This window comes from Paraburkholderia bryophila (genome assembly GCF_003269035.1).
Lineage (GTDB): Bacteria > Pseudomonadota > Gammaproteobacteria > Burkholderiales > Burkholderiaceae > Paraburkholderia > Paraburkholderia bryophila.
In genome coordinates this window covers 52,103-74,061 of the sequence record NZ_QLTK01000021.1, presented here as the reverse complement: position 1 = coordinate 74,061, position 21,959 = coordinate 52,103, and the positions used below count along the sequence as shown (strand labels likewise).

At 59.1% G+C, this 21,959-nt stretch carries 17 protein-coding genes; 5 read left to right on the top strand and 12 right to left on the bottom strand.

Translation table 11 applies throughout. The features are described 5' to 3' along the window. Positions 1 to 24 precede the first annotated feature (24 nt). Together BX591_RS25270 and BX591_RS25265 are read right to left on the bottom strand one after the other, a co-directional pair. Complete coding sequence (locus BX591_RS25270) at positions 25 to 774, bottom strand: ABC transporter ATP-binding protein (protein ID WP_111934060.1); 750 nt, start codon at positions 772 to 774, stop codon at positions 25 to 27. Positions 775 to 776: 2 nt separating this feature from the next. After that, entirely contained in the window at positions 777 to 1,556 is a 780-nt protein-coding gene (locus BX591_RS25265; RefSeq protein WP_111934059.1) for an ABC transporter permease, read from the bottom strand. A 1,156-nt stretch (positions 1,557 to 2,712) separates the two neighbouring features. Here BX591_RS25265 and BX591_RS25260 point away from each other — a divergent pair. Beyond that, a complete protein-coding gene (locus BX591_RS25260) occupies positions 2,713 to 4,719 on the top strand; it encodes a glycosyltransferase family 2 protein (protein ID WP_146749816.1) in 2,007 nt (668 codons plus the stop codon). Between the two features lie 29 nt (positions 4,720 to 4,748). On the opposite strand, the gene BX591_RS25255 is transcribed toward BX591_RS25260, so the two are convergent. The 8 genes from BX591_RS25255 to BX591_RS36210 all read right to left on the bottom strand — a co-directional run bounded on the left by BX591_RS25255 (position 4,749) and on the right by BX591_RS36210 (position 15,196). Next, positions 4,749 to 5,825, bottom strand: coding sequence for a glycosyltransferase (locus tag BX591_RS25255; RefSeq protein ID WP_111934057.1), 1,077 nt, complete (start codon positions 5,823 to 5,825; stop codon positions 4,749 to 4,751). Positions 5,826 to 5,899: 74 nt separating this feature from the next. After that, complete coding sequence (locus tag BX591_RS25250; RefSeq protein WP_111934056.1) at positions 5,900 to 6,982, bottom strand: glycosyltransferase family 2 protein; 1,083 nt, start codon at positions 6,980 to 6,982, stop codon at positions 5,900 to 5,902. After that, positions 6,979 to 8,061 (bottom strand): DegT/DnrJ/EryC1/StrS family aminotransferase, encoded by a 1,083-nt coding sequence (locus BX591_RS25245; RefSeq protein ID WP_111934055.1) that lies wholly within the window; start codon positions 8,059 to 8,061, stop codon positions 6,979 to 6,981. Before BX591_RS25245 ends, BX591_RS25250 begins: the two co-directional genes overlap by 4 nt. Before the next feature lie 248 nt (positions 8,062 to 8,309). Further along, the gene (locus BX591_RS25240) at positions 8,310 to 11,909 is read right to left on the bottom strand and encodes a glycosyltransferase (protein WP_111934054.1); all 3,600 of its coding nucleotides are present in this window, start codon (positions 11,907 to 11,909) and stop codon (positions 8,310 to 8,312) included. Positions 11,910 to 12,024: 115 nt separating this feature from the next. After that, the gene (locus tag BX591_RS25235) at positions 12,025 to 12,957 is read right to left on the bottom strand and encodes an NAD-dependent epimerase/dehydratase family protein (protein WP_111934053.1); all 933 of its coding nucleotides are present in this window, start codon (positions 12,955 to 12,957) and stop codon (positions 12,025 to 12,027) included. A 3-nt stretch (positions 12,958 to 12,960) separates the two neighbouring features. Then, positions 12,961 to 13,677, bottom strand: coding sequence for a sugar phosphate nucleotidyltransferase (locus BX591_RS25230; protein ID WP_111934052.1), 717 nt, complete (start codon positions 13,675 to 13,677; stop codon positions 12,961 to 12,963). 31 nt (positions 13,678 to 13,708) lie between these two features. Continuing rightward, positions 13,709 to 14,698, bottom strand: a complete 990-nt coding sequence (locus BX591_RS25225; protein ID WP_111934051.1) for a GDP-mannose 4,6-dehydratase — start codon at positions 14,696 to 14,698, stop codon at positions 13,709 to 13,711. Positions 14,699 to 14,896: 198 nt separating this feature from the next. Continuing rightward, complete coding sequence (locus BX591_RS36210) at positions 14,897 to 15,196, bottom strand: hypothetical protein (protein WP_146749815.1); 300 nt, start codon at positions 15,194 to 15,196, stop codon at positions 14,897 to 14,899. 185 nt (positions 15,197 to 15,381) lie between these two features. On the opposite strand from BX591_RS36210, the gene BX591_RS25220 reads away from it, so the two are divergent. The 4 genes from BX591_RS25220 to BX591_RS25205 are packed head-to-tail and all read left to right on the top strand — an operon-like array spanning position 15,382 to position 20,142. Further along, positions 15,382 to 16,227 (top strand): glycosyltransferase family 2 protein, encoded by an 846-nt coding sequence (locus BX591_RS25220; RefSeq protein ID WP_111934050.1) that lies wholly within the window; start codon positions 15,382 to 15,384, stop codon positions 16,225 to 16,227. Continuing rightward, positions 16,224 to 17,189: a UDP-glucose 4-epimerase family protein gene (locus BX591_RS25215; protein ID WP_111934049.1), complete on the top strand. Its 966-nt coding sequence runs from the start codon at positions 16,224 to 16,226 to the stop codon at positions 17,187 to 17,189. The genes BX591_RS25220 and BX591_RS25215 overlap by 4 nt, the downstream gene beginning before the upstream one ends. Beyond that, positions 17,156 to 18,220, top strand: coding sequence for an MraY family glycosyltransferase (locus BX591_RS25210; protein ID WP_111934048.1), 1,065 nt, complete (start codon positions 17,156 to 17,158; stop codon positions 18,218 to 18,220). Before BX591_RS25215 ends, BX591_RS25210 begins: the two co-directional genes overlap by 34 nt. A 5-nt stretch (positions 18,221 to 18,225) precedes the next feature. Continuing rightward, the gene (locus BX591_RS25205) at positions 18,226 to 20,142 is read left to right on the top strand and encodes a polysaccharide biosynthesis protein (protein WP_111934110.1); all 1,917 of its coding nucleotides are present in this window, start codon (positions 18,226 to 18,228) and stop codon (positions 20,140 to 20,142) included. Between the two features lie 111 nt (positions 20,143 to 20,253). Here the strand turns inward: BX591_RS25205 and BX591_RS25200 are convergent, their stop codons facing one another. Continuing rightward, on the bottom strand, positions 20,254 to 21,549 hold the full coding sequence (locus BX591_RS25200; RefSeq protein WP_111934047.1) for an O-antigen ligase family protein: 1,296 nt from the start codon (positions 21,547 to 21,549) through the stop codon (positions 20,254 to 20,256). Positions 21,550 to 21,665: 116 nt separating this feature from the next. Continuing rightward, positions 21,666 to 21,956, bottom strand: coding sequence for a hypothetical protein (locus tag BX591_RS25195; protein ID WP_111934046.1), 291 nt, complete (start codon positions 21,954 to 21,956; stop codon positions 21,666 to 21,668). Between the last annotated feature and the right edge of the window lie 3 nt (positions 21,957 to 21,959).

The window sequence follows — 21,959 nt, the reverse complement described above, 5'->3', positions numbered from 1 at the left end:
TCCAGCGGCCGCGCGCGCCTCTCGTCAGGCCGTGGTCGCTTCGTAGGCCTGCAGTACATCCTCGACAGGACCAAACTCCCTGACTGAGCCTTTTTCGAGCCAGATTGCCTTGTCGCAGGTCTTGCGAATCGTGCCATTGTCGTGCAAAGCAAGCACTACGATTTCGGAACGTTCGTGAAGCTCGAGCAGCCGCTTGTTTGCCTTGTCCTTGAATGCGGCGTCGCCGACACCCATCACCTCATCCAGCAGCAGAATATCGGCGTCTACAGCGGTGGAAATGGCGAAACCGAGACGTACTCGCATACCGGTCGAGTAGGTTCGGATGGGCAGATTAAGAAAATCGCCGAGCTCGGAAAAGTGACCGATTTCTTCCTGTTTTCTCGCGATCTCGCTGTCGCTCATGCCAAGTAGCAAACCGCGCAGGCGGATGTTTTGCCAGCCGGTAGAGTTCTCATCCATACCCAAGCTGATATCGAGCAGGGGCACCGTTTTGCCGCGCGTCTCGATCGTACCGGAGGTCGGTGAGTAGATACCCGCGAGAACACGAAGCAGCGTGGACTTGCCTGCGCCGTTGTGGCCGACCAGGCCGATTCGATCGCCGGTTGTGATCTGAAGCGTCAGATCGTTCAATGCCCGCAGGACGACGACGTCCGAATTCTTTTCCGCTTCGGCACCACGGTTGCGCAGCGACGCGAGACGCTTTTTGAGCGAGCGACCTTGTACGTCGTAAATCGGCAGATCGAGGGTCGCGTTGTTTAGATGAATATGTGCCATCGTCAGACCCAATACGGAATGCGTTTCGAGTAACGCCCAGTCAGAAACAGTGCAGCCGCCCAACCGACAATGACGAGAGACAGCCCCACTCCCCACGTGATGGCGCTAGGGAACACGCCGGTCAACGGGTCTCTGACCAGACTGATCAGGTAGGTCAGCGGGTTGTACGTGACGACCCATTTGAAACGATTTAGCGCGGTCGGCTTGTAGATGATCGGCGTAACGTAAAACGCAACCTGCAGCATTGCCGCGATAATTTGCGGCAGATCCCGGAAGCGCGCCGAAATGAGCGCGACGAGCATTGCCATCCACGAGGCATTCAACAAAAACAGGATAAAGCCCGGAATGAATAGTGGCAGTGTCCGATAGTCTTTGCTACCAAAGAGAACCAGCAATATCACGATCAGGATGAAATTGTGCGCCAGTATTATCGTGTTGCGCCAGATAACCTGAAAGATGAATACGGAACGTGGGGTAGAGATCTGCCGGATATAATTCGCACTGGAAATATAAGCGACCGTTCCTTCATTGACGATTTGCGAAAACGTCGTCCAGAAAACGATACTGACCGCGAGAAACGGCAGGTATTCGCGCATGTTCTGGCCAAACAGCGTTCCATACACGAGGCCAATGGACGTAATCATAACGCTCGTGCTAATTGTCAGCCAGAAAGGTCCGACTCGCGACCTTGCATATCGCTGCCGGATTTCGAGCCAACCAAGCAGCGTCCATAGACGCCATCGGACCGCGCTCGCGTACAGATCGTTAATAGCAAAATACATTCGCGTTGACTATGTTCGGTAAAAATGTACAAAGGCCTTAAATACAGGGCGTGCCGTAAACCTAGCGCCTAGGCTGATTGGGCGACCGGCAATTGTATCTTATCTAGCTTGCAGTCTGCGCTCTGCGGGTGACCGAGGCGCAGGTAAACTCGCGCGGGGGATGGCACTAGCCGAACTTGCTCGCTCGCGCCGACTATGACAATCCCCGGCGCGAGCGGGCCTTCTGGGGGCTGTAGGGCGGTCCGCGGCGAACGTGCTCGGCGCCGCGACTATGCGTTGTTGTCTTCGGTTTGCTCGATTGCGGCTGCGGCTGCGGCTGCGAGCGATTGGGCACCTGCGCCGAAGGCTGTTCGAGCGCCGAACACGAACCGCGCCAGCAGAGAGCGTGTTTTTTAATTCAATGTTCATTCATGCGTCACTGATGAGTTTCGCAAGTTAGATAACGGGTTTATGTTTTCGTGATTTTAGATTGGGAAAAGATATTTAATCATATTGAAATTGTCAGGACTTGCGGAATTAATGCATGTTATGGAATGGAGGGATTTTTTATATAACGGGAATGGAGTTATTTGGAGTGTTTGCCGAAGTTGTCAGGCGATCTAGTCCGGCTGGCGGAGGTGATTGAGCCGCTCCAGATATCCGTGGCAAAAAAATGGTAAGTAAAAGTGTCTGGCCGACTCGCCAGACGGACCCGCCGCCGACGCTCAAACGCCGGCACCGCTTGACCTCGCCAGTTGCGCATTGGCGGCGTCGGCCATCCAGGGTCAGTCTACTTCGCTCCACGCGAGTTGTGACGCGAGGGGCTTACCAGTATGATTCGCGAACGTCCTTGGCAATCAACCCACAAGGGGCGGGCATACGAGCCGAGATCGTCGCAAGGTTAAAGCTGCCACGTCAGGACACGTAATTTCCCGATGATGCGAGTCGCGCGAATCTTGCGCAGGCCCTCGATTACGACAGGCTGCCGTGACCGTTTTGCGGCCACGGTCGATTGTTCCGTCATGCAGGCAGCATCAACCGTCCGAAAAAACTGCCGCGCGACGACGTTCGCGCAATGCTTGGGAAGTGTAGCGGGCACGAGTCGCTTGCGTCACTGAGCCGAGCTCAGTGCGGCGCTAAACCTCAATAGGTGCCGAGGTGCCGCACGCCCTGCTGCGTGCGAAACTCCAGCTTCTTGATTACTCGCCCATTAACGCCAGGGTGCGGCGGCATCGAGGGTCGGCACGGACGGAATCTGACAGATATTAAGCTCGCCCTTTGCAAGGAAGATGACAAGGGAAGCACCTTTTCGGTTTCTTTTTTTGACGCTATGTTCGAACCCTCTGAACTGCCCCCAATCGATCTGTCGATCGTTACATTTAACTCCGAGCGCTGGCTCGAAGGGTTCTGGAAGAGTCTGGCTGTTCAGCGCTACCCGCTCGAGAAGATATCGCTGCTGATTCGCGACAACGGATCGAGCGACGGCACGATTGCAACCCTGCGCGAACTGATCGGAAAAGACGAACACCGTTTCGCGTCCGTTTCGCTGATGTGCGGCGAAAATGTTGGCTTTGGTCTTGGCCACAACGCCAATCTCGCGCGCGGAAGCAGCGTGTTCTTTCTCGTCACGAATGTCGATCTGACGTTTGATGAATTGGCGATCGAGCGCGCCGTGCAAATGGCGAGGAGCGATGGCAGCAAGGTTGCTGCGTGGGAGTTCAGGCAGAAGCCGTACGAGCATCCGAAGTACTACGACCCGGTTACTCTCGAAGTCAACTGGGCATCGAGCGCCTGCATATTGTTCCGGCGTTCGGCGCTCGCGGCGGTCGGAGGCTACGAGCCGCGTCTGTTTTTGTACGGAGAGGATGTCGAGTTGTCGTACCGACTGCGTGACCGCGGCTACGTATTGCGATACTGCGTCGACGCCGTGTGCTGGCACTACACGTACGAGACGCCGAATGAGTCAAAACCTGCACAGTTTTTTGGCAGTACGGTGGCCAACATTCTGCTGAGACTGCGGTACGGATCGTTAGGCGAAATTCTTGTCGGTTTGGCGATGTACATCGCCTTGTTGTTTGTCCCATTGCCAATACCGGGGCGTCTGAAGGGCTTGCTGGCCGGCCTGAGAAAAATTGCGCGGGACGGGTTTTACTTTCTGCGAACGCGCAAGAAATCGGAGATCAGGTTTTCGTTTCGAGGTTGGGATTACGAACTGTCACGAGAAGGCCCATTTTTCGTGTTCGGCTCGCTGGACTCGAATGTTCCGCTCGTCAGCATCATCGTCCGCACGGTTGCTGGCCGCTTGGGCAAGCTTCGGGAGGCAGTACGCTCGGTGCAGAACCAGACGTATCCCAACGTCGAACTGATCGTCATTGAGGACGGTTCGACGCAAGCCGAGGCGTTCGTAGCTGAAGTGGCGGCCAGCGGCACGCTGAAGGCCGTGCAGTACCACTCGATTCCGAAAGGTGGGCGGTGCGCGGGAGGCAATGCCGGGCTCGCCGCAGCGACCGGCGCGTATGCCTGTTTTCTCGACGACGACGACCTGCTGTTTGCGGATCATGTCGAGGTTCTTGCTCCGCGCTTGTCAGAACGACCGGATCTTGCCGCCGTCTACTCACTGGCTTTCCAGGTCGACACCGAGGTGATCAGTGCAGAGCCTTGGGTGTACCGCGACGTCAGGCGCTATGTCGTCTATCGCGAGCGCTTTTCACGACCGGCGATCTGGCATCACAATTTCATTCCCATTCAGAGCATCCTGTTCAGGCGCGATCTGTTCGACCGATACGGCGGCTTCGACGTGAATCTCGATCGACTCGAAGATTGGGACCTGTGGGTTCGATATTCGCAGGCCCAGGATTTCGAGTTGATCGACAAGGTGACGTCTGCCTACCGTGTGCCTGCGCAGGAATCGGACGCGTCTGTGCGGCAACAGGAACTAGACGACTACTACCGCAAGGCGATCGAAGCGCGCGAAAAACTGGTCATACAGATGACGCCTAACCATGTCATGGAGTACGCCAACGAACTCGCAAAGCTCATGTACCCGTTGGCTGTTTCAAGAAGCCGTTTGCGTTCTATCGCCATGCGAATTCCCGGAATCTGGACGCTTCGGAGGGTGTACGTGAAAGGACGAAGCGTGATGGCGCGCATCAAGCGTAAGTTCTCTGCGGGACGCGGCGGGTAGTAGCGGCACGTGAGTCGACAGGCGAGACCTCAGGCTGAGGCAAAAACGATCAGCGTCGATTCGTAGGCGTCGAACATGTGGGCCCGATCGAATTTCGACAACGCGATTTCTCTCGACGCTTGCTTGAGCACGCCAAGCTTACTGGGCTCGTCGAGCAAACCGGCAAGCAGGTGTGCAACTCGGTCTGTTTCGGTGGGGCCGATCAGGAACCCGTTGCGGCCCTCCTCGATCAGTTCCGGGATGCCGCCTACCGGCGCGGCGATCACCGGTACGCCGCAAGCATTGGCTTCCATGATGACGTTCGGGCGCCCGTCGAATTTTGACGGGACTACCAGGATATCGAGTTCGTGCAACGCGTCGGCGGTGTGTTTGGCGAAACCTTTGTAGCTTAGGCGTGCAGCCGCAGGACTTTGTTCCACGCGCTGCCGCACTGCGTCCGCCTGATTGCCTCCGCCAAATAGCAGAAACTCGACATTCGGTTGTGAATCGAATAGCCTCTCAGCAAGGTCGACGAAACCCATGGGGTTCTTTTCTACCGACATACGGCCGACATAGCCGACCGTCAGGCGTTTGTCGCACCGGTTCGCGCCGGTCTTCGGCACAAAGTCCGTCAGATCGATGCCGCTGTGAACGATCTGCACGTTCGGCTGCGCTTGCAACGAGGCTTGCTTGACGAACTTGCACATGTAGTCGCTCTCGACAATGACGCCGTCCATACAACGTTCGTAGAGAAAGTGATTCAGCGTCTGGCCGAATTCGTTGTACAACGTGTCGACAATACGCAGCGACGGTATTTCTTCTTTCCAGTACGGCAGATTGTGGTACAGATCGCTCGCACCGAGTTGCAGGATCAGGTTGATGTCGCGGTTCCTGATTTGTTGCAAAAGCGTCTCGAACTGTAGATGACGGTTCACCTTCGTCAAGTCGATCAGATGACCGTCCGCTGCGAAGTCAAGCAGCGGATCGGCGACATAGATCTCGGACGCATCCTCGCAAAATGCAACGGTGACGTCGAAGCCACGTTCGCGCAGACTACGCAATACGATGATAGAAAGCGCTCCTTTGACGAGGAACGGCAGGAGGGCAAGAATTCTCGGCTTCTGCATGGATGCGACTCATCTGAAAAGGGCGCGGTGCCGGAGACGCGGAGCGAATCCTGCGGTACCGCAAACAAGACACATTATTTGGCGGCGCCGGTCGCCTGCAGAAAGGCGACCTGCCACTTTTCGCTCTCGGCACGCCAGTAGTCGCGCGCTTCGAGGTAAGCCTCGATGTCCTTGTGCAGGCGGCTGATTTCCTGATAAGGGCCCGCGCCGGGGCTAAAGAGGCTCAGGCAGCGGCGTCCGATGGCCGCGAGTTCGGCGCGCTCACCGACATTGAAGACCGCAGCCTTGAAACTCGCGAAGTCCTTGTAGACGAGCGGCTCCATCACGAGGCCGATCAGGCGGTAGCCTTGTTCGGGCAACAGCCGGCTCAACTCATGATGCCGACAGACCCAAGTAATGATCCGCGCGATCGACGGATGAAACGCGCGCTGTTCGGCAAGCGGAATGAGATTGCGCAGCATCGCGTAAGTCATTTCCAACAACGAGCCAAGCGGGTCGGCATGCGTGACGCCGCTCGAATGCAAGCGGATGGACGTCAACCGCTCGGGTACGATCGCGAACTTGCAGCCCTCGCGCAGCGCGCGAGTCCATAGCTCGTAGTCGGGAGCGCGCACCATTGTCGCGTCGTCCAGACCAATGCGCAGATGCGCATCGCGCCGTACCATGGTCGATGAACGGCACAGGTGGTTCGCACCGATCCACGTGTCGACACGGTTGAGCTCGTGCTGCTGATTGACGGTCCCCTCGAGTTGCTGGGCGGCCTCGTGCGGGCCGCCGTCCTGATCGAAGAACGCAACATACGTGCCGATCACGTCTAGCGACGGATCCTTCTCTACGGCTGCGAGCTGAATTTCTGCCTTATCCGAAGCGATCCAGTCGTCTGCATCCAGATTCACCAGCCATTTGCCGCGTGCCGCTTCGACCGCGCGGTTATAGCTTGCCGCCCCACCCATGTTATTTTCGTTCTGCAGAATCCGGATGCGCGGGTCGCCAAAACTACGCACGACGCGCACGGAATTGTCTCGTGAGCAATCGTCCACCACCACGATTTCGAAGTCCTGCACAGTCTGATCGAGAATGCTGCGAATCGTCGAATTGATATAGTGTTCGTAGTTGTACGACAGGACGATGTATGAGAGAAGAGGGGCGGTGCTCATGGCAGGCAGTGAGTGATCTGGTCCAGGTCTTGTTCCGATAAACGGTCGTGAAACGGCAGTCCGATCACGCGCGGCGCGATTGCTTCGGTGTTGCTGAGATCGCCGCGCGGCACATCGGCGAATGCTGGATGTAGATGGCAACCGGGTCCCCACCAACGGCGCCATTCGATTTTCGCCGCATCCAGTTTATCGATCGTGACTTGCAGAGCCTCAGCGGGGACGATGACGTTCAAGGTCATCGTAACCCATTCGTCGCCGACGCCGCTCTGCAGGCAAGCCGCCTTGCCTTGCAGCCTTGCCCGGTACGCGGCCGTGATCGAGCTCAGTGTGGCAAGGCGTGCCGGCAGCCCATCCAGCACGGCGAGACCGACCGCCGCCGCATATTCGGAGATGCGATAGTTGCCGCCGCGAATTGCCGATACGCGTTCGGCTCCAACAAAACCGAAACCGGTCATCGCAGTCGTGTGTCGCACCAGGTTCTCGTCCGACGAAAAAATCGCACCGCCTTCGCCGATCCCCAAAACCTTGGTCGCGTGCAGGCTGACGCAGACCGGCTGCTTGCCGACTCCGTGCAGCGCGGTGGCGGCTGCGGCGGCGTCGAACACGACGGGAATGCCGGTGCGGGCCTCGAACGCTGCCCACGCCGCCTGGTCAGGCGGCGCACCGAAGGCGCTGATCACCAGCACGGCTCCTGGGGACTCGTCGAGGCTTGAAAGCGCCGCCTCGGCGATTTGCGGCGTCAGCGTCAGCGTTTCCTGCGACACGTCGAGTAGCATCGGCGTAAGCCCGGCATTACAGACCGCGTGTGCGCTGGCAATGAAGGTATAAGCAGGCATCAGGCAATACCGCCTGCCCGGCAGTGCTTTGGCCCGCAGCGCCAGTTCAATCGCGCTCGTGCCGTTGGAGGTCAGGGTGACGTACGGCGCGCCCGCCAACTGCGCCAGTCGGGCACTGAATTCGCGGCTGAGCGGACCATAGTTGCTGTAAATACCTGCGGCGTCGATACGCGCGAGATAAGGCTGGAGCGCGGCCGCATTCGGTAGGCGAGGGACGAGGACTTTGATCGTTTCGTTGTGCATTGCTCTGATTCAGTAGTTCCGCTAGCAAGGGTAGGTGGCCAACTCTGGCTTCCATGCAGACTTCGCAAGGCAGACACGCGAGGTTCGTTGCATCCCGATGCCCATTGTAAATAACGCTGTGCGGCGACCGTTTCGCTCGCGCTATTTGATCGACACGCGGGCCGGCCAGCGAGGCACCTCGGCCGATACGGCTGTTGTGCGCAAAAGTTGCTGTAGCTTCGGCGCCTGATTCGAGTCGGCGGCTCGCGTCAGCTTGCCGTCGATTCGGATGCCGCCTCGCGAACGGGTTTCCGCGGCGAATTCAGCGCGGCATCATGCTCGCTGGCGAGGGCGCCGAAGCAGTGCGCATATTCGTCGACCATTGCACGAATGTCGAGATTGCGTTCGGCAAATTTTCTCGCCTCGAGCCGGAAGGTCGCGAGCTTGCCCGGATTTGTCGCCAGCTCTGCGACGCGATCGGCGAAGCTTTGGTAGTCTCCGGGCTCGCACAGGTAACCCTGCACGCCTTCTTCCATCATGTGAGGCACTGCCCCAACTCGCGACGCAATGACAGCCGCGCCGTTGGCGAGCGCTTCCATGACAATGTTAGGGCGTCCATCGATCCGCGACGGCAATAACAGAATGTCATAGAGACGAAGAACCGGTCCGACGTCCGGTACGGGGCCGCACACCACGAATCTGCCGCGGCGGAACTCCATGTTGTGCACCGCTTGCCTGAGCTCTGCCTGCAACGGCCCGGTGCCGGTGATGACAAAAGTGACCGGAAGGCCTGCAGGCAGCCGCTTCGCAATTTCTACAAAGCCAAGGGGATCCTTCTCTTCCGACCAGCGGCCCGAAAAACCGACTATCACGTTGCCCGGCGGTATGCCGTACTCGGCCATCAGGGCTTCGTCCCTAGGACCCGGGTGGTTGATCTCGAGATCAACACCGCTGGTAATAAGACGGATGCGCTCCGGCGATTCACCCGCGTCGATCAACCATTGCCGCACCTCATGGTTTTCGACGAGGTTCAGGTCGATAAAGGCGGCGTAGCGGCGATTGTTGGCCGTATGTCCAACGGGGTTGAACAGCAGGTCGGCGACTTTCAGACTGGGGTGGCGGTGCTTCAAGGCCGGGAGGTAGTCGTAGAAGAATGCGCTGCCGACAATCCACAGCACGGAGATGTTCCGGCTGGCAAAGAGGTAGTCGACAAAGTCCTTCCAACGTTCCGGACTCAGGAACCTGGGCAGGTGGTAGATTTCCGGCGCCGCCTGCTCGAACCACGAAGTCGTGTCGCCGTTCGAATCATCGCTGTGGATGGTACTGACGATGATGACATGCCATCCACACGCGGATAGATGGTTCACGAGTGCGCTCAACAGACGCTCAGCGCCGCCGAGAATCAGATATGGGACGGCCAGCAGCATCGTGCGGCGGTCCTGCCCAGACCCATGATCGCGTAGCAGATTGCGCAAAGGTCTCGGCGAGCGGGTTTGGGCGCGAGCGCGCAGGCGTGCGTTGCTGAACGCCTCGGGCGTGAGCACGTCGGCGTTGAATTGGCGGATGAGCTGCGCCTGCAATTCGTTGTCCAGAACCGAGTCACTGTTGCTGAGCGTGGCGCCGTGGCTGCGGTAGAAGAACAGTGGTTCACGCAGGTTCAGGAAGCGCGCGCCGAGCGCGGCGATACGCACCCAGAACAGCCAGTCCTCGTGAAGATGTCCGGTGGCTGGATCGGAGTCGCGATAGCCCCCTGCCTTTTGCCATAGCGAGCGCCGGAATACCGCGCACGTGACTACGTGATTGCCATGCACCAGCATGTCGAGGTCGGGCCGCTCGCATGGGGCAAACACGTCCGAGCGCTCGCCGAAAAATTGCAAGGCGGGCGACACGACGTCGTAGTCGTACGACTCCAGCATGAACAGCGCTTTTTCCAGATAGGTCGGCGCGAGACGGTCATCGGCATCGAGGCAGCACACGTATTTGCCACGTGCATGACTGATGCCGAAATTGCGATTTGCGCCGGCACGATAGGGTTTTTCCTGCAACAGAATCCGTACCTTCGTGGACGGCTGTTCGGCAAGTGCTGCCAGTGCGCGCCGCGACTCGACAGAACTCGATCCGCCCTCGACGACGATGATTTCAATATCTTGGAACGTCTGCGCTTCGACCGAGCGAATCGCTTCTCCGACCAGGTGCCCGTAGTTGAAGCATGGAATCACGACGCTCACCAGCGGCCTGTCGTCCGGCCATGGGTCGGTTTCGATTGAGCGCATGGGCTCGGGTAGCACACCGGCGACCGGCAACAGCGCGGCGGTTGGCCCCGGCGTGCTGTCAGCCTGGCTGCTGGTGGCGTAGGGCAGAGCAGGATCAAGCGCCGCCGCACGGCGCGCTTTGACCTCGCGCAACTTTGAAAAGAGCTTGAGCCTGACGGTCCAATACACTAGCTTGGCCAGCTGGCGCAGCCGCCGCACCGCGCGTGGATGGCGCGCAGCCAGCCGGCGGGGAGGCGACGTGAGGCGCCACAACGTGCTGCCATAGATCATCTGCAGTTGCGCTTCGGCCGCGACGTAACGATGCTGCGCTTCCACCTCAGCTCTGGCTTTGGCCCGTGCTTCGCGATCTTCTGCCGCGCGCGTCTTCGCGATCGCGTCCTGAAGTTGGGCCTCAAGCGCGGAAACCCGCTCCATTTCGGCAATCACGGCTTGGCTCGCCTGCGCGGTATTGAGCCGCGAATCGCGCTGTGCGACATCTAGTCGCGCGCTCAAGCGACGCGTTTCGTTAGCTAATTGCTCCGACTTTTGCCGCCAGGATTTCTGCCAGGCCTCAGATTCTTCTTTGAAGCTGTCGCGCTCTAACGCTATTTTTTCCATCTGCTCGGTCCGGCAGCGAAGTCGTTGCAGATCGGCAGTCCAGAGTTGTGCGATGCGGCCGATCAAGGGTTCGGTGTACTCGCTATGGTCGAGTTCCCGGATGCCTTGGACCGAGGCTTCCGAAGTCTGCGCCATATGCATCAGGCGCAAATGTGTGCGGGCTCGCCTTTCGTCGATAGTAAGCGCCGCATGATCGTCGCTGTCGTCAGCGAGTAGGCGGCTCAAAAGCGGCCGCAGTAAGGCCGCATGCGCCGCCGATTTCACGATGAAGCCCGCGTAGGTGGACGCATAGTCTTTGATCAGCAGTTCCGCACCGACAAGGTGGCATTTCAGCCGTTCTTCGACGATATGCTGGAGTGCGTTGGAGGTCGGGTAGTAAATATGTTCGAATGAACTATGCAGCCATGCCGCGTTGCTTGCGTGCGCCGACATGACAGGCACTTCAAACAGTAGAATGCCCTCGTCTTTAAGCATGCGGATTGCGGTCGCTATGCCGCCCGCGAAATCGGGCAAATGCTCGAATACCGCGATTGAAGTGATTACGTCGAAGGTTTTTTCATAGCGTTGCGCGAGACCCGCTTCTAACAAATCGCGGCTGATGATCTGAATGCCCGCGTTAGCCGCCTCCTCCGCCATTTTTGGATTCACCTCGATGCCGAAACGCTCGAACGCGCCACCTTGTCTGCGCAGCAAATAGCCATCCGCACAGCCGATGTCTAGAATTTTGCCGTCGCGACGAAGCAGGGTGATCAGATTGACGGCCCAGCCCACGCCGTGTTCTGCGGCCAAACGGTAGTCGGCGTATCCGCTTTCCTTGCCGCTGGCGTAGTAAGTGTCACCATAAAATGCGCTCGGATTGGCCGGAGGGTGCTCGATTACACCCAGTCCGCAGTACTCGCATTGTTCGATCCGGGCGCCATCTGCGCGAGTGGCGAACAATCGGAAGCTTGCGTGACCGCAACCGTTGCACAGTTTATGAGTAGTGTCCGACAGTGCCATCTTTGACTTCGATCTCAACAAACAGGGGTGCGTACGGTGAAACGCACTCGGGGATCCGAGTGTGATTCAGCGCTTTGGAGCCGGACGCGCCGGTATTACAGAATAGGGGCGCCGACTATCGCTGCGGTCCTGGAGCTTGCAGCAGCATGGCCGGCAATAACGAGTCCATGTTCGGTGGTTTTACAGATAAACCTAAGGTTTCCAGCTTTCCTGGATGCCCAACAAATCGCCGCACGTTGCTGTTGCCGACTCGCGCTCTTTCGTATCGCAGTTGCACTTGTAAGCCTGACGCGGCGATGAGCCGTTGAGTCAGGTCCAGCAGGCTGTATCCGACGCCGGTGCATACATTGACTATGTCGCCTGTGGCATCAACGTTCAATGCGAGCTCGACAAGCAGGCGGCTCGCCTCACCGACGTCAATGAAATCGCGCTCGACCTCAAGGTCACCCGTGAAGAGTGTGCCGCCCTCTTTGCCGAAGCGCGAGATCTGGTCGGCAAAGCTGCCGAGAGCGAGCGATGTCGACATGCCGGCGCCAATCGGATTGAAGACGCGGGCGACCGTGACAGGCAGGCCATTGGCGGCAGCAGCAAGGCCATGCAGAGTTTGGGCTAGTTTGGTGACGCCATATGGCGTGTTCGGACGACAGTGAAACGTCTCGCGAACCGGCAACTCGGCATCCGGTACGGGGCCATATTCGGCTGCGCTGCCAATCAGCAGCACTTTGGGCGCGGCGGGAAGCTCCGCAGCCGCTTGCAGCAGGTTCGCACCGAAGATCGTGTTGACCTGATAGAGATCCGCCAACGAAGGCGCCGATGCGCTACCTGCCAGATGAATGACGACCTGCGGCGCGACATTGCGCAGCAGCTTGCGGACCTGATCGAGATCGTCAGGGCAAGCCAGAATCCGGTGAGCGTGCCCGTCGGTTAGGGAAGTGGCCGACGCACGGGTGCGCCGGCTCACGGCAATTGTTTCGACGCCTCTATGTGCGAGTTGAGCGACGAGGTTTTTGCCGATGAAGCCGCTTGCGCCGGTGATGAGAACGCGCATTGATCAGACGGGTAAGAACAACTCGCGCTTTTCGGCGAAGATCTGCTGAGCGGTCGCATAGTCATCCGGGCGGCCGATGTCGAGCCAGAAACTGTCTGCCTGCTGATGACAGTGAACGCTATTGCCCTCGGCAACCAACGCCTTCATCAGATCCGGCATATCGAAATAGGTGTCGGGCTTGATGTGGTGCGACACCGCGTCGCGGTTCAACACGTATAGCCCCATGCTTACAAGATGACGCGTCACCGGCTTCTCCAGGTAACCGGTCAAGTTCATGTTGACGTCGGTCTGCACGAGGCCGAAGTCGATCTTGACTTCCCGCTCGTACACACTGATGGTGGCCGTCGCATTGTGTTCGATGTGGGCGGCAATCAGCTTGCGCAGATCGAGCGTAGTTAGCAGGTCGCCATTGGTGACGATGAAGTTGCCCTCGAGCTTATCCATGAGGCCACCAAGCGGGCCGGCCGTACCAAGCGGGCTGTCTTCCAGACTGTAGTCGAGCTTCAGACCAAAGCGCGAACCATCTCCGCAAAATGCGCGGATCAGATGATGCAGGTGATTCACGGCGAGAAAGACCTCGGTGACGCCTGCCTTCTTCAACTGATGCAACAGCAATTCGATGACGGGCATATCACCGAGCGGCATTAGCGGCTTCGGGAACAGTGCTGTGTATGGCTGGAGGCGGGTACCCTTGCCGCCAGCCATGATGACTGCTTTCATAAGATGCTCCAAATTGGACGAACTTCGAGGGCTAGACCGTGTAGACCGTCGGACGGTACAGGCGAATGTTCTTGCGTACGAAGTCGATGGTCTGCATCAGGCCGTCATCAAGGCTGACTTTGGGTGTCCAGCCCATGAGTTGGGCGGCGCGGGCATTGTCAGACACAAGCTTCAGCACTTCACTCTTCTCCGGACGCATGCGTGCGGCTTCCTGCACGATAGGTTTGTTGTCGGCGCCCATCAATTTCAGAATGCGGTCCGCGAAGTGTCCAACTGTGTACGTCGAGCCGGTGCCCAAGTTGATGGTTTCGCCTTCGATGCCCGGCGTTGTTGCTGCAGCGATGAAGCCGGCTGCGGTATCCGTAACGAATGTCATGTCGCGCTCAGGCGTCAGTGAGCCCAGGCGGATTTCGTCCTGCGTGGCCGCTTGTGCAATGATCGTGGGGAGGAACGCTCGAGCAGATTGGCGCGGGCCAAAGGTGTTGAATGGGCGCAGAGTGACAACGCCGGTGTTAAACGACCGGTAGTAGCTCTCGGCAATCTTGTCGGCGCCGATCTTCGATGCCGAATACGGCGACTGCCCTTGAAGGGGGTGCGTTTCGTCGATGGGCACGCGCAACGCGGTGCCGTAGACTTCCGACGTGCTGGTGTGCACCACACGGCCGACCGAGAAGCGGCGCGCCGCTTCGAGCACGTTGAGGGTGCCTTCCACGTTCGTGCGAATGTAGCTGCGCGGCGCGACATACGAATACGGAATGGCGATGAGCGCGGCCAGATGGCATACCACGTCCATGCCTTCGACGGCGTGCGCAACGAAATCTCCGTCGTCGATATTGCCGGCTACGACGCGGAACTGTCCCTTCACTTCGTCATGCACGAAATCAAGATTTCCCCAGCTGGACGCTGAACCGTATTTGACCATTGCCGTTACATCGGCCCCGCCGCGCACGAGCGCTTCGACAAGGTGACTACCGATGAAACCGCCGGCGCCTGTAACCAGATATTTGCGACCTGCTAGCATGACTCTTCTCTATAAGTGAATGCGCAGAATACTCTCACAAACCGAGCCCGAAGACCACCCGTGAGCCGGGTGGGGGCGCAATGTCGACGGTGTACGGGCGGCGGGCAAAGCCTTGTGTTGCGGGCCGAAAGGCTTGCTGTCCGGACGCACTCCAGCAAGAAACGTGCGCACCTTTTGTTTCAGTTCTTACGGTTGGATTCAACTGGTCGAATAGTGGGATTTGAACGGTGAGGGAACTGCCGCCTGTTGTAGTGGAGCAACACTGGCGCTTGCGGCTTTTTCGGCGCTCCATGGCGAGATGGAAATCAATCGACGCAACCTGCTGTCCTCCATTAGCACAATCACATACTTCAGCACTGCTACGGGCAGCGCCTCTTCGATGCAGGGGCATTGGACGCGTGTAATGAATGCCCGCCCAATAAAGCGACGACGCAAATACACCGGCATGCGCAAGCTGCTCTTTGATCGTGTCGGCGTCGGAATTTGAATGTCGGTCACACAACTGCAATTTTCCATAGCTAACCGCTCTATTGATTGAAAAGTTCACGTTTGTGGAGGCGTCCAGGCAATACGGGTAACAATTGGCAAACAAAGTTGCTGAAATTGGTGCTTTTGAGCAGAATTGCGACTTTGTCGCGGTCCATCTGTATGAAAAACCTGCCCAGCCACGCTGGTCTGCTCACATGATCGTCATCCGAGCGCCGCATTCTGAAGTCGCGAGTTTGTCCGTTTCAGTAGTCGTGTATCGGCCGGACCCGGTACAACTCGTGCGGACGCTGGTCAGTCTCGGCAGCGCATGTGAGGCCCTGCGTGCCATCAGGCCGGGCTTCCAGGTTGAATTCATTCTCGTGGATAACGGCGGTCTGCCGAACGACTTAGCGGTCTTCGACGAACTTCGCGCTCATGATGTACGCTGCACGGTCGTCGCAGGGCATGGCAATGTCGGCTATGGTCGCGGTCACAATCTGGCGATCGCGCGCGCGGCTAGTCGCTTCCATCTAGTGCTGAACCCGGATATCGATCTCGACCGCGACGCGCTCATCGAGGCACTTGATTTTTTCGACGCGCACCCAGAGGCTGGACTCCTGACACCATGGATCGGCGACGATCAGGGGCAATTGCAATACTTGTGCCGCCGATATCCGACTTTACTTGATCTGTTCGTGCGCGGATTCCTGCCTGCACGAGCTCGCACGTTGTTTGCCCGGCGCCTCGCGCGCTACGAAATGCGCGATCTGATCAATGAGCGTGACGTCGTATGGGATCCGCCGATCGTCAGTGGCTGTTTCATGCTATTCAGAACGAGCGTGCTGAAACAGATCGGGGGATTCGACGCACGCTATTTTCTATATTTCGAGGACTACGATTTAAGCCTTCGCGCGCGCAAGGTGACCCGTCTCGTCTACGCACCCGCCGTGCGCGTGTTGCACCACGGCGGCGGCGCCGCGCGCAAGGGTTCTGCACATATTCGGATGTTTGCGGCATCGGCATATAAGTTCTTCAACCGCTTCGGATGGAAATGGCTATGAGTCAGATCCTCGTCACCGGCGCGAATGGCTTTGTGGGCCGGTCGCTTTGTCGTGCGCTGGGCGGTAGAGGCCATGAAGTCACGGGCCTTGTGCGGCAGGCGAGCGGCATCGGCGCCGGGCGTGAGTGGGTCGACAGTAGCGTAGACTTTACGGGGATCTCGGGCGCGTGGCCGCAAGGGTTGAAACCGCAATGCGTGGTGCATCTCGCGGCGCGCGTACACGTGATGCGCGACGATGCGCTTGACCCTGACGCTGCTTTTCGCGCGACGAACGTCGAGGGAACGTTGCGAGTCGCCCAAGCGGCTTGGCGCAACGGTGCTCAACGCTTCGTGTTTGTGAGCAGCATCAAGGCGGTGGGCGAGGCCGATTCGGGACACCCTCTTCGCGAGAGCGATACCCCGTTTCCGCAAGATGCTTATGGGCGCTCTAAATTCGAGGCGGAGCAGGCATTGATTCGCTATGGCGACGAGACCGGACTCGACGTCGTGATCGTCCGGCCACCGCTGGTTTATGGTCCGCAGGTGCGCGCTAATTTCCTGCGCCTTCTGGACGCCGTCTGGAAGGGCGTGCCGTTGCCGCTGGCCGCCGTCGGCGCGAAGCGCAGCCTCGTGTACGTCGATAATCTGGCCGACGCGCTCGCGTATTGCGCGACCGATCCACGCGCTGCGCGTCAATGTTTTCACGTCGCTGACGGCGACGATCAAACGGTTGCTCAACTTGCACGGGCCATCGGCGGTCATTTGCATAGGCCGGCGAGGCTCGTGCCGCTGCCCGTAAGCTGGCTTCGCGTGGCTGGCCGCCTGACGGGCCGAACGCCTCAAGTTGAACGTATGATCGGCAGCTTGCGGATCGACACCACGCGTATTCGCGCAGTGCTGGACTGGCGTCCGCCGCATTCAACCGACGAAGGTCTGGCAGCTACGGCCGGATGGTACCGAGCGACGCACGGAGACCAGTCGTGATCGCGCACGTTTTCGCGGCATCCCCATGGACAACTGCAGCGCTTATCGCCGCGGTTGCCGCCAGTGTGTGCGCACTGATACTGCTGGTACTGTTGAAAACTGGCTTGGCGTGGCGCCTCGCTACCGATATTCCGAACGATCGTTCGCTGCACACGCGCCCTACGCCGCGGGTGGGCGGTTGGGGTCTTGTGCCAGTTTGCGTCGCGGCGACCCTCTTGCTGGCGCCAAGCCTATGGTTTGTGGCCGTTGCGGCTGCGTTCCTCGCGGCGGTGTCGCAGATCGACGACCGGCGCGGACTGCCCGCGCGCGTCAGGTTCGCCGCGCATCTGATCGCGGTAGTGGTTTTGGTCGTGCTTTTCCCCGCGTCGGTTCGCTGGTGGGCACTCGCGATCCTGGCGTTTCTGATGCTGTGGTTGGTCAATCTCTATAACTTCATGGATGGAGCGGACGGGCTGGCGGGCGGCATGGCGCTTTTTGGTTTCGGTGGCTATGCGATTGGGGCGCTACTCAGCGGCCACCCGCTGCCCGAACTCGCGCTGTCATGCGCGGCAGTGGCGGGGGCCGCATTCGGCTTTCTGTTGTTCAATTTTCATCCGGCGAGGATTTTCCTCGGCGATGCCGGCTCGATATCGCTGGGTTTCCTGGCCGGCGGGCTGGGTTACTGGGGCTGGCTGCATGGCGTCTGGCCGCTCTGGTTTCCGCTGCTGGTGTTTGCTCCGTTTATCACCGACGCGTCCATCACGCTGGGCCGGCGGCTGTTGCGCGGTGAGAAGTTTTGGCAAGCCCATCGGGAGCACTACTATCAACGTATGGTGCGTTCGGGCATCGGCCACGCCAGAACGGCGAGTGTTTGGTATATGGTGATGGCAGCAGGCATAATGCTTGCTCTCTTTGCACTTGACCGCTCCCCACCGGTTCAATGGTGCATTGTCTTTACGTGGTTGATCATTCTTTGTTTGATGGCTATCGCAGTCGACCTGCGCTGGCGCCGCGTCCAGTCAACAATAGCCAAGCAATTCACCGAGGTATGACGCTGATGTTAAGAAATAAGGCCTCTTGGCTTTCCCTCAGCGCTTTCCTTTTCGACATGTTTGCGACTGCGGCCGCGTGGGTGAGTTCTTATGTCATACGATTCAACGGCTCTGTCCCGACCGAGTTCAGGGAAGGTGCGTTGTACTCGCTATGCTGGGTGTTGCCGGTGTACGGCGTGATGTTCCGCATCTTTGGTTTGTATCGCGGCATGTGGGTCTTCGCCAGCCTGCCGGACCTGATGCGGATCTCAAAATCGGTCGTGGCAGGCGCTATTGTTACGATGGTCGTTTCGGTGATGCTGCAACCTCATCCGATCATCCCGCGCTCTGTACTGCTGGTTTCTCCACTGTTTCTTTTCCTTGCCATGGGCGGTTCGCGCGCGCTGTATCGCGCGACCAAAGAGTTCTATCTTTACGGGGGCCTTGTCGGCAAGGGTAAGCCTGTTGTGGTGCTCGGTGCTGGCAACGCGGGCGCAAGCCTCGCCCGCGAACTGTCGCGCTCCAGCGAATGGCGTCTGGTCGGACTGCTCGACGACGATGTCTCCAAGCACCGCCGTGAAATCTACGGCTACAAAGTGCTTGGATCGATCAGTGAGTTGCCGCAAATGGCCGAGGAGTTGAAGACCGACTACGCAATTATTGCCATGCCTTCTGCATCGGTGGACGTGCAGCGACGTGTCGCCACCCTGTGTGTGCGCGCCGGCGTGCGCGCCCTTGTGCTCCCTGCGCTGACCGATGTCACGCAAGGTCAGGCGTTTTTGTCGCGCGTGCGGCAGATCAATCTGGAAGATTTGCTAGGCCGGGATGCGGTCAACATCGATACGCCTCATGTCGAAGCGCTGCTGCGCGATCGTGTCGCCATGGTTACGGGAGCCGGTGGCTCTATCGGTTCCGAACTCTGCCGCCAGATTTTACGTTTCCAGCCGGCTCAACTCATTGCCTATGACCTCTCTGAGTTCGCGATTTACCGACTCACGGAAGAGTTGCACGAACGGTTTCCGGGCGTGCCTGTAATTCCTGTGATCGGCGATGCGAAAGACTCGCTGCTCCTCGATCAGGTGATGTCGCGACACACGCCGCACATTGTTTTCCATGCTGCGGCTTACAAGCACGTGCCGCTGATGGAAGAACTCAACGCATGGCAAGCGGTTCGCAACAACGTACTCGGCACTTATCGCGTGGCGCGTGCGGCAATTCGCCACGATGTCAGGCATTTTGTGCTGGTGTCGACTGACAAGGCTGTCAACCCGACTAACGTGATGGGCGCGAGTAAGCGGCTCGCGGAAATGACATGTCAGGCCCTGCAACAAACGAGCGCAAACACGCAGTTTGAAACAGTACGGTTCGGAAATGTGCTTGGCAGCGCGGGCAGCGTGATTCCGAAGTTCGAAGAGCAGATCGGTAAAGGTGGTCCCATCACTGTGACTCATCCTGAGATCACGCGTTTCTTTATGACGATCCCAGAGGCGTCTCAATTGGTGCTGCAAGCATCCAGCATGGGGTGCGGCGGAGAGATATTTATTCTGGACATGGGCGAGCCGGTAAGGATCACGGACCTCGCGCGCGATCTGATTCGTCTTCACGGCTACACTGAGGATCAGATTCGAATTGTTTTCACTGGGCTGCGGCCGGGCGAAAAGCTCTACGAGGAGTTGCTCGCGGATGACGAGACCACGACACGTACGCCGCACCCAAAGCTGCGCATCGCGCGCGCGCGCGAAGTGCCCGACCATCTGCTCGACGAGTTGTTGCCATGGCTGATGCAGCGGCGTGTGCTTTCCGACGAGGAAGTGCGGCGCGATCTGCGCCGCTGGGTGCCGGAGTATCAAACCACCATGAAGCCCGTGCTGCAAAGCATACCGACCACGCGTCCGTCCGCTGTATCGAGTGCAACACAACGCCCGCAAAACGATGGTGCGTGATCGCTTAGGAAAGGCCGCGGCATGCGCCGCTGCCACGGAAGCGGGATTTAACCATTAGATGGCAGCGCGCCGAACGCCTGATCCGGCATGGCGCCTGCTGCTACTGCGATGTTATCGAGGTGCAACTCCGGTGCGATCGCTGGCCTTGTCCGCATAGCTGGCCAACGCCGCCAGTATCGCAACCATTGTCGCGTAAAACGCGACCGTCATCTTCAGATCGAACGTCTCGACCGTCAGCCCGAAAATCCAGAACGACAGCACGAACGTCAACCCCATCAGCGCAGCGCTGCGGGCCGGCGGGTTCGGCGCATTCAGGCGCCGCCAGAACAGCACGCCCGGCGCCACGTAGATGCACAGAAGGGCAAAGCCGCCGAGCATCCCGTAGTCCGTCAAATACGCAAAAAACTGGTTGTGTGTCTCGCCTTTGCCGTTTTGTGCGGCCAACGGCGTGAGCATGCCCGCATCCTCGAACGACTGCATGCTGTCGCGAAACCCATGCGCGCCCAGGCCGAGCAGCGGATGGTTTTCGACGATCTTCAGCGCGGTCTCGTACAACTGCAGGCGAATTCCAAGGGACGTATCTCGCTGGCCTTCCTCGTAGTGAATCACATCCGACTTCAGGATGGTGAACCGTTCCCGCGCCGAACTCGAAAACACAAACACGCCTGCCACGATCGCGATGATCGCTAGCGGCAGGAGTACTTTCCAGCGGCGCGACTTGCCGCGACCACGCATATAAAGAATCAGCACCGCCACCACCGGCACGGCGGCCCAGCCGCCGCGCGAACCGGTCAGCACCGACGCGGCCAGGCCGGCCAGCAAACCGGCGATCTTGAGTATCCGCACCGGCAAACTGTCCTTGCGCCACCAGTTCAGCGAAAGAATGGACAGCACGCCGAGAATCAGCGCGATGTCGCCGAAGTGGATCGGATTCAGAAACCGGCTGCTGACTCGCCCAATGCCCGAGTATTGCGGCGCGACCAACAAAATCCCCAGCGACGCCAGCGCCCCCAACGCAAACGACAGATCGCTCCACGCCAGCGTACGCGGCAGCGCTTGTCGCAAGACCAGAAAAAGCGGCATCGCGGCGAGGAAGCGCGCCGGCGAGTCAAGCGTATTGGGCACCACCTTGGCGTGCGAGAGTTCGCTGATCAGCACGGCCACGAGCGGGCAGGCCATCGCAATGCACAAGCGTGCGTCCACCTGGTCCCACCGCAACGGCGCGAGACCGCTCCAGGATCGAGGGCCGAGCAGCAGCACCAGCGAAATGACCGAGGCCGCGATCGATACGGCGCTCGCTCCGCCTTGCAGCAGCAAGGTAAGCGCAGGGAACGTAAGCAGGAGAAACGCGGGCAACAGGCTGCGGCGGCTGACGCTCAAGGACGAAGGGGTAACGGGCGTCGACATGTCTTTTTTAACTTTAGACGGCCGTCACGACGTCGAAGTGCGCCGTGTTGGGCCGTATCTACTGGCCCATGATTGTACCTTCTTCCTATCTGGCTACACCGTTGCCTAAGACCACCTCAGAGCCCGGCACAGGGATTCGGTCCCGGCTGACCGCCAGCTTTCGTTGCGGCGCTGACGGCCCCCACGGCTGCCATCGTGCCGGCCACCTTCAATGTCCTGGTCAGCGGATCCGTCGAGGCATCAGGGTTCGCAATCGGCCGGCCCGTATAGGCCGTGCACTCGGGCTGCGCGCTCGTCGCCGCGACCGGCCGCGCGCTCCAGACGACGTTGTCCGACGCCGTATTGGCCAACACCGGCAGGCTTGCCGCGAGCAAACCGAGCGCGACGAAATGGACTTTCGACTTCATAAC

Bases quoted from the DNA above. Each gene is read 5' to 3' on its own strand.
- BX591_RS25245 (WP_111934055.1), bottom strand. From the start codon at position 8,061: ATGCACAACGAAACGATCAAAGTCCTCGTCCCTCGCCTACCGAATGCG.
- BX591_RS25265 (WP_111934059.1), bottom strand. From the start codon at position 1,556: ATGTATTTTGCTATTAACGATCTGTACGCGAGCGCGGTCCGATGGCGT.
- BX591_RS25210 (WP_111934048.1), top strand. From the start codon at position 17,156: ATGGTACCGAGCGACGCACGGAGACCAGTCGTGATCGCGCACGTTTTC.
- BX591_RS25205 (WP_111934110.1), top strand. From the start codon at position 18,226: ATGTTAAGAAATAAGGCCTCTTGGCTTTCCCTCAGCGCTTTCCTTTTC.
- BX591_RS25270 (WP_111934060.1), bottom strand. From the start codon at position 774: ATGGCACATATTCATCTAAACAACGCGACCCTCGATCTGCCGATTTAC.
- BX591_RS25195 (WP_111934046.1), bottom strand. From the start codon at position 21,956: ATGAAGTCGAAAGTCCATTTCGTCGCGCTCGGTTTGCTCGCGGCAAGC.
- BX591_RS25240 (WP_111934054.1), bottom strand. From the start codon at position 11,909: ATGGCACTGTCGGACACTACTCATAAACTGTGCAACGGTTGCGGTCAC.
- BX591_RS25255 (WP_111934057.1), bottom strand. From the start codon at position 5,825: ATGCAGAAGCCGAGAATTCTTGCCCTCCTGCCGTTCCTCGTCAAAGGA.
- BX591_RS25220 (WP_111934050.1), top strand. From the start codon at position 15,382: ATGATCGTCATCCGAGCGCCGCATTCTGAAGTCGCGAGTTTGTCCGTT.
- BX591_RS25250 (WP_111934056.1), bottom strand. From the start codon at position 6,982: ATGAGCACCGCCCCTCTTCTCTCATACATCGTCCTGTCGTACAACTAC.
- BX591_RS25230 (WP_111934052.1), bottom strand. From the start codon at position 13,677: ATGAAAGCAGTCATCATGGCTGGCGGCAAGGGTACCCGCCTCCAGCCA.
- BX591_RS25200 (WP_111934047.1), bottom strand. From the start codon at position 21,549: ATGTCGACGCCCGTTACCCCTTCGTCCTTGAGCGTCAGCCGCCGCAGC.
- BX591_RS25215 (WP_111934049.1), top strand. From the start codon at position 16,224: ATGAGTCAGATCCTCGTCACCGGCGCGAATGGCTTTGTGGGCCGGTCG.
- BX591_RS25235 (WP_111934053.1), bottom strand. From the start codon at position 12,957: ATGCGCGTTCTCATCACCGGCGCAAGCGGCTTCATCGGCAAAAACCTC.
- BX591_RS25225 (WP_111934051.1), bottom strand. From the start codon at position 14,698: ATGCTAGCAGGTCGCAAATATCTGGTTACAGGCGCCGGCGGTTTCATC.